Source organism: Brevibacterium yomogidense, assembly GCF_016107685.1.
GTDB classification, from domain to species: domain Bacteria; phylum Actinomycetota; class Actinomycetes; order Actinomycetales; family Brevibacteriaceae; genus Brevibacterium; species Brevibacterium yomogidense.
Window position 1 is genome coordinate 101,494 of record NZ_JABASY010000002.1, and the last position, 13,659, is coordinate 115,152.

A 13,659-nucleotide genomic window follows, 5' to 3' on the forward strand; every position below is an offset into this window, starting at 1 on the left:
GATTTCAGCATCGCATGTTGTCGCTGGGACCCTTTCGATCCGAGGAGAACCGAATGTTCCGTCCGACCATCCCCGCCGCGCTGGCCGCGGCCGCACTCGTGGTGGGGCCAGCGGCCTCGGCCACGGCGATGCCCACACCACAGGCGCTGTCACTGTCCGTCCTCGCGACGACTGACGTGCACGGCCACGCACTCAACTGGGACTACTTCACGAATGCTCCGTACCCGGCCGGCGAAGAACTGGGACTGGCGCGGGCGAAGACCGTCGTGGACGGCATCCGCGAGGAGAAGGGCGAGGAGTCCGTCCTGCTGGTCGACAATGGCGACTCCATCCAGGGCAACCCGCTCACCTCCTACTTCTCCACCACGGAGCCGGTGACCGAATCCGGTCGGGACCACCCGATGGCGGTCGCGAACAACCTCATGGGCTACGACGCGCAGGTGACCGGCAACCACGAGTACAACTACGGGCTCGACATGCTCGACTACTACGAGGGCCAGGTCGACTTCCCGCTGCTCGCGGCGAACGCGCTGGACACCGCCACAGGCGAACCGCACAACGACCCCACCGCAATGGTCGAGCGGACCATCGACGGGGAGACCATCACCGTCGGCGTCATCGGCCTCACCAACCCTGGCTCGCGCGTCTGGGACAAGAAGCACCTCGAAGGCGCCATCGAGTTCGAGGACATGGTCACCTCTGCGCAGACCTACGCACCGCAGCTCAAGGAACAGGGTGCGGACGTCGTCATCGCGGTCGCCCACACGGGGAAGGACCCGGAGGGGCAGCAGTGGGATCCGTCGCTGCTGCAGGAGAACGTGGCGACCTCCATCGCGGAGCAGGTTGCGGACATCGACGTCGTCGTCGCAGGTCATTCGCACGTGGACCAGCCGGAGGAGATCGTCACGCGGACGGACGGCTCGCAGGCGATCATCACCCAGCCGTACTACTGGGCGCGCTCCGTCAGTGAGGTCGAACTCAACCTGACACCGGAGGCCGACGGCGACGGCTACGAGGTCGACTGGACGGATGAAGCACCCTCCGTCACCCCGCACTACCTCCAGGGCGACGTCGCGGAGAGCCAGGAGATGGCCGACGCGCTGGCCGCACACCACGACGAGACCGTCGACTACGTCAACCAGACGATCGCGCAGACCGCCCAGACGATGAGCGCGGAGACCTCGCGCTACGAGGACACCGCGATCCTCGACTTCATCGGCCACGTCATGACGGAGAAGACGGAGGAGGGGCTGGTCGGCACGGACTACGAGGACGTGCAGGTCCTCGCCCAGACGTCGCCCTTCAGCCGTGACGCCGTCTTCAGCGAAGGCGATGTGACGGTGCGGGACGTGGCAGCGCTCTACGTCTTCGACAACACGCTCGCCGGTGTGTCGATGACCGGTGCGGAGCTCAAGGACTACCTCGAATACGCGGCCCGCTTCTACGACCAGGTGGACGAAGGAGCGGACTTCGACCCGGCCGAGGTGTCGAACAGCTACGACGAGGCCGACGGCCGGGACATCCCCGACTATGCCTACGACGCCCTCACCGGCGTCGACTACGACATCAACATCTCGAAGCCGCTGGGCGATCGCATCGAGAACCTCCGGATGGCGGACGGCACCTCCGTCGCAGACGACGACGAGTTCGTCCTCGCGATCAACAACTACCGCCAGTCGGGCGGCAGCGGCTACCCCGTCGACGGGCTCGACGAGGTCTACAACGAGCAGGTGGAGATCCGCGAGGCGCTCATCGACTGGGCTGTGGACCGCGAGGTGATCGATTCGGACGACTTCCACCGCGTCAACTGGATGCTCACCAGCGAGTCGATCGACCGGTCCGAACCGGAGCCCACGGAGGATCCGACGGGTGAGCCCACGGAAGATCCCAGCGAGGAGCCCTCCGAGGACCCGACCGACGATCCGTCCGGCGCGCCGACGGACGACCCGGACAACGGCGACGACGGCCGGGACGACGACCAGAACGATGACGGCGACCGCGATGACGACGGACGTCTGCCCCGCACCGGCTCGGAGATCGCCGGCGCGATCGGCGCCGCCCTCCTGCTGGCCGGTGTCGGCACGACAGCGGTCGTCGCGAGCCGCAGGCGCAGCTGACCCCGGGACGTTCGGACCCTCGGACCAGTACTGGTCCGAGGGTCCCGAGCGGGAGTGACGAGCGTCGGCAGCAGCGGTGGAGTGCTGCGGCCTCTGTGCGTGGACCGGGACCCTGAACGCACAAGGGATCTTGACAGACCGGTGAGTGCGCGCTTTAGCTGTGGCTGTTCATCGACGAGCACACGGGGACCCACACCCCTCGTCACGAAGAGCACGCCCCGGCTGGCCGGCGCCCAGCCCGGAGACCATCGCACTGCTCGCTGGGCGAGGGGTGCGGTGCTGCAGCGGCCTCGCGGGTGGAGCTCACCGCGTCAGGACCGCCGCGTGCTCCGACTGCTGCACCGCGTGGTGCAGGAGCTGGATGATGTGCTGCGGTTCGCGAGTCGACAGGTGCTGGATCTGCTGCGTGCAGCTGAAGCCGTCGGCGACGATCACCGTGTCATCGTCTGCTGCGCGGATGCGGGGCATGATCGCCCGTTCTGCGGCCCGCACGGACACGTCGTACTTCTCGCCCGCCTTGAAGCCGAAGGAGCCGGCCAAACCGCAGCAGCCCCCGTCGAGGATCTCGAGGTCGAATCCGAGACGAGTCAACAGAGCACGGTCCGCATCCGTTCCCAGCACCGCCCTATGGTGGCAGTGCATCTGGACGAGCGCCTTCGTGCCGTCGAACTCAGGGATCATGGGCGGCTGGTAGTTCTGCCTCTCCAAGAACTCGGACACCAGATAGGTCTGCTGCGCGAGCCGAGTGGCGTCCTCGTCGTTCGGCATGAGCCCCACGAGCTCGTCGCGGAAGGCTGCGACGCAGCTGGGCTCCACGCCGACCACGGGCACACCGGCGCGGATGTCGGCACGCAGGGTATCGAGGATCTGAGTCCACATCTTCTTCGCCAGCGTGAGCATGCCCGCATCGTAGAGGGGCCTGCCGCAGCACAGCGGCCGTGGCGGGAGGCTCACCTCGTAGCCCGCGTCCTCGAGCACCGCGACAGTGGCTTCGAGGTTCGCCGAGTCGAGGTAGTTGTTGAACGTGTCGGGCCAGAGGACGACCCGATCGACCTGCAGGGGCGCTTTCGCACCGTGCGGATGGTTCGTCGTCGGATGCCCGTGCTTCTGCATGTGCGGTGTGGAATAGCCGGCCTCGGCCATATGCGATTTCCCATGGTCCAGCAGCGGTGACCCGTCGTGGGTGCGGCGGCGCGCGCGGGTGCTGATGTACTCCGGTGCCGATGCCGGCGAGGAAGCAGCCGACGACTGTGCTGACGTGCGACGTGCGGCCGTCGTGCGGGTGAACGGCTTCCGGAACTGCGGGATCTCACGCTGCTGCGCGATGCCTCCGCCCAGCTTGATGAGGGAGGACACGAGAGGCGCCTGCGTGAATGCGTTGACCGTCCGGGGCAGTCTGCTGGCGATCCGAGCCCACCAGTAGATGAGCGTCACGGTGTATTCGTTGCGCGGACGCAGCCGGCCCTTGTAGTAGTGGGCCTGGTACTCCGCCTTGTACGTGGCCATGTCGACGTTGACCGGGCATTCGGACTTGCAGGACTTGCACGACAGGCACAGGTCCAGCGCCTCGTGCACGTGGTCGTCGCGCCACAGCTTGAGGTCCGATCCCCGCAGCATCTCGAAGAGCATCCGGGCCCGACCGCGCGTGGAGTCCTCCTCTTCGCGCGTCGCCATGTAGCTGGGGCACATGTAGCCGGTGTCCGTGTTCCGGCATTCTCCGACACCCACGCAGCGTGACACGGCCTTGCCGAAGTCCCCGTCGTCATCGGGGAAGGCGAAGTGGGTGGTCACCGGTGTGAGACGGGCGTCAGGGCCCATCTTGAGGTTGTCCGTCGGAGTGTAGGGGCGCACCGCTTTGCCCGGGTTGAGTCTCCAGTCCGGGTCCCAGATGTGCTTGAACTCGGCGAAGGCGTCGACCAGGTCTTCGCCGTACATGATGTCCAGCAGCGCCGCCCGCGCCTGCCCGTCCCCGTGCTCACCGGAGAGCGAGCCGCCGTGCCGGGTGACCAGGTGAGCGGCCTTCGTGAGGAATTCCCGCCACTGCTGGAGTCCTTCCGCGGTGTCGAGGATGAACGTGATGCGGCAGTGGATGCATCCCTGCCCGAAGTGCCCGTACAGGGACGCCTCGTAGTCGAACTCGTCCAGCAGCTCACGGAAGTCACGCAGATAGTCGCCCACCTGTTCCACGGGCACAGCGGCGTCCTCCCATCCCGGATGCGTCTCACGCATGCCGGGGACGTGGGAGGTGGCGCCCAGGCCCGCTTCGCGGATCTGCCACAGCTTCGCCGCCTCCCAGTCCTCCTCCACGATCTTGGTGCTCAGCACGGCGTCCTCGTCCTGGCACGCCTTCACGAACGTCTCGGCCTGTCTGCGTGCGTCGTCCTTGTCCTGAGCACCGAATTCGACGAGGAGGAACCCGCCGCCTTCGGGCAGGATGTCGATGTCATCTGGGTGCATGCCCTTCTTCCGCATGAACGTCATGAGCTTGTCGTCGATGCCCTCGCAGGCGACCGGACGGTGCTCGCGCACCATGGGAACGGCGTCGCCGGCCCGTGGCGCGTCCTCGAACCCGGCAGCGACGAGCACCCTTTCCGGCCGGGCGTCGATGAGCTGGACCTTGGCCCGCAGGATCGTCACACAGGTCCCCTCGGTGCCGACCAGCGCCTTCGCCACATCGAACCCGTACTCCGGCAGGAGGCGGTTGAGGTTGAAGCCGGACACACGGCGCTGGATCTGCGGGAAGCCGGTGCGCAGGCGGGCGATGTGCTCATCGCGCAGGTGTCTCAGGTCACTGAGGATCCGACCCCTCTCGCCGCCTTCCTCGATCGCCGCTTGCAGTTCTTCTGCGGTCATCGATCCCACGGTGAAACGGTGTCCGCGGTATGTGAGCACGTCGAGTTCGAGCACCTGATCGGCAGTGAGCGCGCCGGGCCCGTAGAACTCGGACATGAGGGAGTGGGTCCCGCACGAGTTGTTGCCGATCATCCCGCCCAGTGTGTTGCGGCTGTGGGTCGACGGGTCGGGGCCGTACGTGAGGCCGAATTCCGAGGCCTCGTGGCGCAGGCGGTCGAGGTTGCAGCCGGGCTGGACCCACGCGGTCTTCTCCTCCGGATCGATCGATTCGACCTCGTCGAGGTACTTCGATAAATCGATGATGACGGCGACGTTGGTCGTCTGCCCCGCGAGGCTGGTCCCGCCCCCGCGCGTCGTGATCGGCACGTCGTGGCGGCGGCACAGCTCGACCGCCTCCGTGACGTCGTCGAGGCTCCGGGGGAGGAGCACCCCGAGCGGCACCTGCCGATAGTTCGACCCGTCGGTGGAGTAGGCCGCGCGGCTTCCGTCGTCGAATCGCACCTCGGCGTTCGTGCGCTGTCTCAGCTCGTCCGCGAGCTTCTTGACCGTCTGAGTGCTGTCGCGGGCCGTCGCGCGGTGGGTCACCGTGGGCATCCCGTCGAACTGGACGGGCAGCGGACCCGGGGGTCCGTGATGGACCGTGCTCTGGGCGGGGCTGGTCATCGGATTCTCCTGTTCAGACGAGGAACGGTTCGAGCGCGTCGGAATCCACGCCGAGGCCGTGGCCGGCACGGCTGCGGTCCGGCCGCAGTGCTCCGCGCTGGAGCAGTCCCCGGAAGTGGGTGATGTCCCAGCCGTATTCGCCTGCCGCGACCTCCATCCCAGCGGGGGGACCGGTCACGCAGCAGCCTCAGCCCTTCGAGATCGTCGGCCCACCCGGCCACCTGTCGACTGAGCTGTCCGTCGTCCAGGTTCGTGAACCCTCCGCTGCCGTAGGCCGGAACGCTGTCATGGCAGCCATCGAGGAGCGCGACCAGCGGTATGTCGAGAAGGCGTGCTTTGAGGTCCCAGAGGCCGATGTCGACGGCCGAGACCGCCGCAGCGGCAGGTCCGCGCAGGCCCTGGTTGCGGACTGCCCGTGCCATCGCCTCACACGCACCGCCCGGAGCGAGCGCATTCCTCCCTGTGATCGCTGTCGTGAGCGTGTCGTTGACGATGTGCGCCGCCGCTGCCGGCGCATAGGTGTAGCCCACGCCCAGATGCTCGCCGGCGAGCACGCGCACGACGACGAGCGTCGTCGACGACCACGTCAGGGTGCCGTCCGATTCCGGCTGTTCGAGCGGGATGTCGTAGGCGAGGGCGCTGACGTCGGTGATGTTCGGCGGGGCCTCATTCGTCATCGGGTGTCAGCCCCATGCGCGCGAACAGACGTGCAGCGGCGGCCCGTGAACTCTGGTTGACGACCCTCCCCATCTCCGGGTCTCCGGACAGCAGGGACTCCGCCAGGCCCGTCGCCTGCGCGAGCGCGATATGTGCCGGCAGCGGCGGGGTGTTGCGGTCGCACTTCACATCGAGGACCACCGGACGATCCGCGGCGAACGCCTGGTCGAAGGCCGCATCGACATCATTGGGATCGTCGACGCGGATGCCCGTGAGACCGAGCAGCTGTGCGTACCCCGCGTAGTCCATCGGCTCGACCATCTGCGCTGTATCCCACCGTGGATCTCCGGCTTCCCGCATCTCCCAGGACACCTGGTTGAGGTCGCCGTTGTTGACGATGAGAACGACGAAGGACGGGTTCACCCAGTCCTTCCAGTGACGTTTGACGGTCAGCAGACCGTTCATGCCCATCATCTGGAAGGCGCCGTCACCGATCGTGCACACGACAGGCCTGTCGGGATGGGCGAACTTCCCTGCGATCGCATACGGCATGGACGCGAGCATGGACGCCATCCGGCCCGAGAGGCTGCCCATCTGGTTGCGTCCGAGTCTGATGTGGAACCCGTACCAATCGGCGGTGCTGCCGGCATCCGCGGTGATGATGGCGTTCTCCGGCAGCCGCGCATCGAGTGAGACGTAGACGCTGCGCGGGTTGATCGGGTCGGCCTCCGTGAGGGCCACCCTCTCAGTCTCCTCCTCCCACCGGCGCTGCTGCTTCGCGATCGTTTCCTGCCAGCCGGTGTCGTGGGCTTCGAGGTGCGGCAGCAGTGCCGCGAGCGTGGTCTTGGCGTCGCCCCAGAGGTTGACCTCAGTCGGATAGCGGATGCCCAGATGCCGCGGCGACAGGTCGATCTGGACGGCACGCGCCTGCCCGGTGGGCGGCAGGAACTCGCCGTAGGGGTAGTTGGTTCCGACCATGAGAAGCGTGTCGCACTTCTGCATCATGTCGTAGCTCGGCCTCGAGCCGAGCAGACCGAGCTGCTGCGTGTGGTACGGCAGGTCGCCGGGTACGACCTGTTTGCCCAGCAGTGTGGTGATGACCCCGGCGCCGAGCCGTTCAGCCACGGCGATCGTCTCCTCGCGTGCACCGATGGCGCCCTGTCCCACGAGCATCGCCACCTTCTCCCCGTCGTTGAGCACTTTCGCGGCGCGGGCGAGGGCGTCGTCATCGGGACGCAGCCGGTCCTCGGCGTAGCCGATCCCGCTGCGTGAGACGAAATGCTCGACGGAGGGCTCTTCCATCTCCATCGTCTGGATATCCGCGGGCAGGATGACGACGGCAGGGCCGCGGTACGCTTTCGCCATGCGCACGGCCTTGTCGACGACGAGCGGGGTGTGCATGGGCGTGGTGACCGTCTGCACGAACACCGCTGCGTCGGCCATCATGCGCTCGAGATTGATCTCCTGCTGGAACTCGGTTCCCAGCGAGACACGCGCCTGCTGGCCGACGATGGCGACGACGGGCGTGTTGTCACCTTTGGCGTCGTAGAGGCCGTTCATCAGGTGGATGGCGCCCGGCCCGGAGGTAGCCACGCAGACTCCGACGTCACCGGTGAACTTGGCGTGCGCCGTGGCCATGAAGGCGGCTTCCTCCTCGTGCGTGGGACGGATGTACGTGAAGTCCTTGCCGTCCTTCTGCGCGCGTCCCATCGCGCCGTCGAAACCGCCGATGCCGTCGCCGGGGAACCCGTACCACTGGTGCAGGCCCCACTCGATGAGCCGATCGATCACGAAGTCGCTGACAGTCTCCGCCATTGCTACCACCCTCACTCATCCGGGATCCCGATGCGCATGTCGTGGGAGCGCGCGCGGCGGGGGCTTCGCTGCCGGCGCCGTGGAGTCCATGCGCTGCTCCTCCCCTCTGCCGAGGCCCTCGCCCGCGCAGTCGAGTCACGTCCGCGGGGGAGGGTCGTCAGATGGCAATGTCGCGTACTGCACAGGCTCGTCCTGTGCCGCCGAGGTGTCAACCCCCCTTGCGGTATTCGCGGTGGTCGCAACCGCGGCTTCACGCGGCGGTGGGCTAGGCTCCCGCGCATGGCCGTCGACGTCATCGTGAACCCGATGCACCGTGAGGCCCTGGACGCGTAGCGCCTCTGCGCGCGCGCTGGAGCGGACGTCACCGTGAGGACGACCTCGATCGCGCGCCCGCACGCCGAACCCGACCCCCACGCGCGTCTCACCGTGGTGGTCGGCGGTGACGGCACCTTCCGCGCGGTGGCCGGGGCACTGCTGCAGGACCCCCACTGGGGTGGAGCGATCCTGCCGGTGCCCACCGGGACCGCGTCACTCTTCGCACTCAGCGCCGGCATGCGCACGACCGCGCACGGCCTCGACCTCCTCGCCTCCTACCTGAGCACCGCGGAGGAGGGCACACGCGAGGAGCCGGGGTGGACGCTGCTGCGATGCGACGTGGGCTGGGCCCGCATCGAGCGCGCGCAGGGTCGGACGACCTCGGCGGTCCCGTTCCTCGTGTCCGCGGGGATCGGCCACAGCGGGGCCACCCTGCTCCACACGCCCCACTGGGCGAAGACAGTGCTCGGTGCGGCCGGGTACGGGGTGGGCGCGATCGGACGACTGGCCGCCGGAACGGTGACCCTGCGGCTGCGCACACAGGCAGGGGAGCCGGAGTCGGAGGTACATGACGGTGTGTGGGCGGCAGAGTTCGGGAACATCGGCCGGATCCCCGCGGGCATCACCGTCTTCCCCCACGGGGGTGTGCGCACGGGGAGCCTGGCCGGCCTCCTCGTGTCCTTCCCCGGCGGGGTGCGCGACCACCCGGTGCGGTGCAGTCACCTGGGGCGCCGCATCTCCGGGTGGGGGAGGATCTTCCGCGCGGGCTTCCGGGGAGGGCACGAACACGTCGACGCGCTCCGGCTCTGGACGACCGAGGCCGCTCACGTGACGGCTGACAGACCTCTCGCCGCTCACCTCGACGGGGAATCAGTGGGCATGGTGACAGGCCTTCGCCTCCGGCTCGTCCCGGCCGAGCTGCCGGTCGTCGTGCCGTACCCCGCCGAGGCCTGAACCTGGAACGCGCGGTCGCCGTCGGAAGACCGGCCGTCGTCGGACACCGGGAGCACCAGCCGCAGCGCGACCGCGCAGATACCGACGAACGCCACGTACTCGCCGGTGAACTCGACGAGCTTGAGCACGTACGCGACACTGTCCGGCCAGCCCAGCCCGTACTCGCCGGTGATCGGTCTCAGCGCGTCGACGCCGACCGCGAAGACCAGCAGCACGGCCAGCCAGTGGACCACCTCGAGCGCGCTGCGGCGGGCGAGGGAGCAGCTGTGCTTCCAGGCGAGGAGGAAGGCCAGGACGAACGGGCCGGTGATCATTCCCCACATCGCCCACGACCCCAGGGTCGGCGGCCCGATCCCGGCGATCGGCCGCAACCCCGCGCGCTCGCCCACCAGCGCCCCAACGTACTCGTGGACCTCGAACATGTCGTCCACCAGGAGCACCAGCAGGAACATCGCCAGAACGCAGTGGACGGTGCGTCGGCGATCCGCTCGCCATGCCAGCACGAGGGAGACCGCCCCGGTGAGCAGGAAGGCGTAGCCGGCGCACTCCGCGACGCCGCGGTCGGTGTCCACGTCGAACAGGGGAGAGGAGAACGGCGGGGCCCCCGCGTGCTGCAGGAGGTCGCAGAGGAGGAGTGCGAGCCAGGATATGAGGGCGACGGCGAGGAGCGTCCACCACCAGACCGGCCGGGCAGGAATCAGCATACGACCAGTTTCGCTTATCGGAACGACATTCGGGTGAGCCCACCCTGAGAGGGCTCTCACCTCCGGGTTTAGACTGTCCGCAGATGAGAGGGCAGTGATGTCAGGACTTGTAGCGGCTCACGGACAATTCGACGCGCGCATGGGAATGCGGATGCTGGAGCGGCTGGCGCACCGCGGCCCCGACGGTGCGGGTCACCAGCAGTTCGACCACGCATGGCTGGGAAGCCGGTTCCTGTCGATCATGGATCCGGAATCCGGCGACCAGCCCGTGTCCGCGGGTCACGCGGGGCACGTGTGGGTCGTGGGTGACGGCATGATCCACAACTACCGCCGCATCCGCGATCGTCTGGGTGCGGACCGGTTCCACACCGCCTCCGACCTCGAGGCGGCCGCCGTCCTGTACGAGGACCAGGGCGCGGCGGCATTCGAACGCCTCTGGGGGCCGTTCGCGCTGGCCGTCGCGGATGAGCGGGGCGGGTTCGCCGCCGGACGCGACATCCTGGGGCTTGCGCCGATGTACTGGGTGCGCACTGACGAGTTCGTCGTCTTCGCCTCCGAGATGTCCGCGTTCGACAAGGGCCTGCGCCCCCACGTCGAACCATTCCCACCCGGACACGTGTGGACGCCGGATGGCGGACTCGAGGCGTTCCGGGAGTTCCCGGGGACCACCCCGGTGCTCCTGCAGAGCCGCGCCCCCGACGAGGACCCGCCCGAATGGGTGTTCGACGCGGTCCGCGAATCCCTGGTGCGCGCCGTGGAGCGCTGCATGGTGGGCCGCCACCCGGCCGGTGTCCTGCTGTCCGGTGGGGTCGATTCGAGCATCATCACCGCGATCGCCGCACGCCGTGCCGCTGCGGAGGGCCGTACGGTCAAGACGTTCTCCGTGGGACTCGCCGACAGTGGCGACCTGCTCGCTGCGCGCCAGGTCGCCGAACACTGCGGCACCGACCACCGCGAACTGGTCTACACGGCGCAGGACGCGATCGACGCCGTCCCGCGCGTCGTGGCCCGTCTGGAGTCCTTCGACCCGACCCTCGTCCACTCCGCCGTGCCGAACTTCTTCGTCTCCCGGCTGGCGGCCCGGCACGCGAAGGTGCTGCTCGTGGGGGAGGGGGCGGACGAACTGTTCGCCGGCTACACCCACTACGGGCTGATCCGGGAGGGTGCCGCACTCCACTCCGAGCTGCTCGAAACCCTCAAGGGCATGCACATCGGCGGTCTGCAGCGGGTCGACCGCGTCGCGGGCGCCCTGGGTGTGGAGCCTCGCCTGCCGTTCCTCGACCTCGACGTCGTCGAACTGGCCATGGCGCTGCCACCCGCGTGGAAGCTCGTGACGGAGGAACGGGACGCGAAGTGGCTGCTGCGCCGCGCCTTCGACGGGTGGCTGCCGGACGACGTGCTGTGGCGCCGCAAGGAGCAGTTCGGTGAGGGCACCGGCATGAACGACGTCCTGCGGGAGCACTTCGAGATGACCGTGACGGACGCCGACCTGGCGGCGGAGGCCGACGCGGTGGCCCCACCGCTGCGGACACGGGAGGAACTCGCCTACTACCGGATGTTCTCCCACGCACTCCAAGGAGTCGACGCGCAGACCACCGTGGGCCGCTTCGCAGAGGCCTGACTCGTCTTCGTCACGGTGTGACGCGACTCCGCAGATGCGTGACACCTGCGGATGGTGCGTGACGTATGCGGCCCCGGCCCCTCACAGAAGAGGGGCCGGGGCCGCATCACGGTGACCGGGTTCAGGGACCCGGGTTCAGGAGTCTGGGTACCGGATCCCGGGCTCAGGAGTCAGGAGCCGATGAGGCCCTCGTCCTCCAGCCATTCACGGGCGACGTCCTCCGGCATCTCGCCGAGCGTGTCGACCTGACCGTTGAGCTCCATCACGACCTCGTTCGTGAGCTTCTCCGAGATCGGTGCCATGATCTCCGCGATCTCCGGGAACTCGTCGAGCGACTCCTGACGCAGCGTCATCGAACCCTGGTACTGGACGAAGAAGTCCTCGTCGTCCTCGAGCACCACCATGTCGTTGGCCGCGATGCGCGCGTCGGTGGAGAACACCTCGCCGAACTCGCACGAGTCGCCCACCTGCGGGTAGATGAGGTTGAGGTCCAGCTCGACGACCTGCGAGAACTCGAAGTCGTATGCCTCCTCCAGACCCGGCAGACCGTCGTCGCGGTTGATGAACTCGCTGGCCGCGCACACGCGCGCCTGGTCGTCGTTGTCATTGATGAAGTCCGCGGCGTCGGACATCGTCTCGATGCCGTTCTCGTCCGCGAACTCCTGCTTCGCCGCGATGCGGTACGTGTTCTCGAACGGTGCCGGCTCCAGCCACGCGATGCCGTTCTCCTCGTCCGCTTCGGAGACCTCGGCGAACAGGTCCTCGGGGACGTCGTCGGTCGTGTTCCCCAGGATGTTCACCCAGCCGGTGCCGGTGTAATCCCAGTAGAAGTCGACCTCCCCGGTCTCCAGTGCTTCACGGACCGTCGCGCTGCCGGAGATCCCGGTCTGGTCCGTGATCGACGCGCCGGCATCCTCCAGCGCGATCGAGGAGATCTGGGCGAGCACGACGGATTCGGTGAATTCCTTTGACCCCGCGATGAGGTCGGCGCCTTCGAGCAGGCCTTCGTTCGGGCTGTCCTGGGCGTCTCCGCCTCCGCAGGCACCCAGCAGCAGCGCGGCCGTGGCAGACAGCGCGACAGCGGCGCTGAGCTTGTATTTTCTGGACATGGTGGTCCCTCCTTGGATAGTGGACGACGAAGATGCTTCGCAGACCGATGTCTCACAGGCCCTTGGGACGCAGGATGTCCTCTGCGATCCCGGCCAGGTAGTCGATGAGCAGTGCGAGCACCGCGGTGAGCGCGGCGCCGATGATCTGGACGAGGACGCGGTTCGTGGACATGCCCGCGACGATGATGTCGCCCAGCCCACCCGCGTTGATGTAGGTGACGAGTGTCGCGGTGCCCACGTTGATGACGAGCGCCGTGCGCACACCTGCGAGGATGACGGGAACCGCGAGCGGCAGCTCGAGCTTCCGCAGGACCTGCCAGCGGGAGAAGCCCATCCCGCGACCGGCTTCGAGCACGTTCTCGTCGACCTGCTCCAGGCCGACCATCGTGTTGAGCAGCACCGGGATGATCGCGTACAGCACCAGGCCGACGATCGCCGCCTGGAAGCCCAGGAACATGAAGGCGACGGCCAGCAGCACGAGGATCGCGATCGTCGGGACGGCCTGCAGGACCGTGAGCACGCCGATGACGTACGGGCGGACCCTGCGGGTGAAGGGGCGTGTGAGCAGCACGCCCAGCGGCACCGCGATGACGAGCGTGACGAGGGTCGACACCGCCGTGAGCACGACGTGCGCCCGCATTGCCGTGAGGATGGTGGTCGTGTTGAGGGAGCGGGCCTCGATCGAATCCAGTTCGCGGCTCTGCACGTAGAGGAACATCGCGAGGCACGCGAGCCCCAGCACGATCGGCATCGTGAGATAACCGGTCCACGACCGGCGGTGACGTGCGACGGGAGTCTGGGCGACCTCGGCGTCGGGGGTCGTCTTGGGGGCAGCGGCGTCCGCCTGCATA

The 13,659-nt window shown here is 68.0% G+C and carries 9 protein-coding genes; 3 read left to right on the forward strand and 6 right to left on the reverse strand.

Features of this window, described 5'->3' with window-relative positions:
- The first annotated feature begins 53 nt into the window (after positions 1–53).
- On the forward strand, positions 54–2,117 hold the full coding sequence (locus JFC09_RS04855; RefSeq protein ID WP_198392891.1) for a 5'-nucleotidase C-terminal domain-containing protein: 2,064 nt from the start codon (positions 54–56) through the stop codon (positions 2,115–2,117).
- Between the two features lie 303 nt (positions 2,118–2,420).
- On the opposite strand, the gene JFC09_RS04860 is transcribed toward JFC09_RS04855, so the two are convergent.
- The 3 genes from JFC09_RS04860 to JFC09_RS04870 are packed head-to-tail and all read right to left on the reverse strand — an operon-like array spanning position 2,421 to position 8,105.
- A complete protein-coding gene (locus tag JFC09_RS04860) occupies positions 2,421–5,633 on the reverse strand; it encodes an FAD-binding and (Fe-S)-binding domain-containing protein (RefSeq protein ID WP_198392892.1) in 3,213 nt (1,070 codons plus the stop codon).
- Positions 5,630–6,310 (reverse strand): enolase-like domain-containing protein, encoded by a 681-nt coding sequence (locus JFC09_RS04865; RefSeq protein WP_198392893.1) that lies wholly within the window; start codon positions 6,308–6,310, stop codon positions 5,630–5,632. Before JFC09_RS04865 ends, JFC09_RS04860 begins: the two co-directional genes overlap by 4 nt.
- Complete coding sequence (locus JFC09_RS04870) at positions 6,300–8,105, reverse strand: thiamine pyrophosphate-requiring protein (RefSeq protein ID WP_198392894.1); 1,806 nt, start codon at positions 8,103–8,105, stop codon at positions 6,300–6,302. Before JFC09_RS04870 ends, JFC09_RS04865 begins: the two co-directional genes overlap by 11 nt.
- Positions 8,106–8,471: 366 nt before the next feature.
- On the opposite strand from JFC09_RS04870, the gene JFC09_RS04875 reads away from it, so the two are divergent.
- A complete protein-coding gene (locus tag JFC09_RS04875; RefSeq protein ID WP_198392895.1) occupies positions 8,472–9,374 on the forward strand; it encodes a diacylglycerol/lipid kinase family protein in 903 nt (300 codons plus the stop codon).
- Here the strand turns inward: JFC09_RS04875 and JFC09_RS04880 are convergent.
- Entirely contained in the window at positions 9,275–10,078 is an 804-nt protein-coding gene (locus JFC09_RS04880; RefSeq protein WP_198392896.1) for a hypothetical protein, read from the reverse strand. The two genes, JFC09_RS04875 and JFC09_RS04880, sit on opposite strands and share 100 nt — an antisense overlap.
- A 97-nt stretch (positions 10,079–10,175) precedes the next feature.
- Between JFC09_RS04880 and JFC09_RS04885 the strand changes: the two genes are divergently transcribed.
- Positions 10,176–11,699 carry an asparagine synthase-related protein gene (locus JFC09_RS04885; protein ID WP_198392897.1) on the forward strand — a complete coding sequence of 508 codons (1,524 nt, stop codon included), beginning with the start codon at positions 10,176–10,178 and terminating at the stop codon, positions 11,697–11,699.
- A gap of 170 nt (positions 11,700–11,869) precedes the next feature.
- Here JFC09_RS04885 and JFC09_RS04890 read toward each other — a convergent pair whose 3' ends face one another.
- Positions 11,870–12,808 (reverse strand): glycine betaine ABC transporter substrate-binding protein, encoded by a 939-nt coding sequence (locus JFC09_RS04890; protein WP_198392898.1) that lies wholly within the window; start codon positions 12,806–12,808, stop codon positions 11,870–11,872.
- A 52-nt stretch (positions 12,809–12,860) separates the two neighbouring features.
- Positions 12,861–13,658, reverse strand: coding sequence for an ABC transporter permease (locus tag JFC09_RS04895; RefSeq protein ID WP_198393522.1), 798 nt, complete (start codon positions 13,656–13,658; stop codon positions 12,861–12,863).
- Position 13,659 lies beyond the last annotated feature (1 nt).

Coding starts and splice junctions, on each gene's coding strand:
- JFC09_RS04890 (WP_198392898.1), bottom strand. CDS start 12,808: ATGTCCAGAAAATACAAGCTCAGCGCCGCTGTCGCGCTGTCTGCCACG.
- JFC09_RS04855 (WP_198392891.1), top strand. CDS start 54: ATGTTCCGTCCGACCATCCCCGCCGCGCTGGCCGCGGCCGCACTCGTG.
- JFC09_RS04860 (WP_198392892.1), bottom strand. CDS start 5,633: ATGACCAGCCCCGCCCAGAGCACGGTCCATCACGGACCCCCGGGTCCG.
- JFC09_RS04865 (WP_198392893.1), bottom strand. CDS start 6,310: ATGACGAATGAGGCCCCGCCGAACATCACCGACGTCAGCGCCCTCGCC.
- JFC09_RS04885 (WP_198392897.1), top strand. CDS start 10,176: ATGTCAGGACTTGTAGCGGCTCACGGACAATTCGACGCGCGCATGGGA.
- JFC09_RS04880 (WP_198392896.1), bottom strand. CDS start 10,078: ATGCTGATTCCTGCCCGGCCGGTCTGGTGGTGGACGCTCCTCGCCGTC.
- JFC09_RS04870 (WP_198392894.1), bottom strand. CDS start 8,105: ATGGCGGAGACTGTCAGCGACTTCGTGATCGATCGGCTCATCGAGTGG.
- JFC09_RS04895 (WP_198393522.1), bottom strand. CDS start 13,658: ATGCAGGCGGACGCCGCTGCCCCCAAGACGACCCCCGACGCCGAGGTC.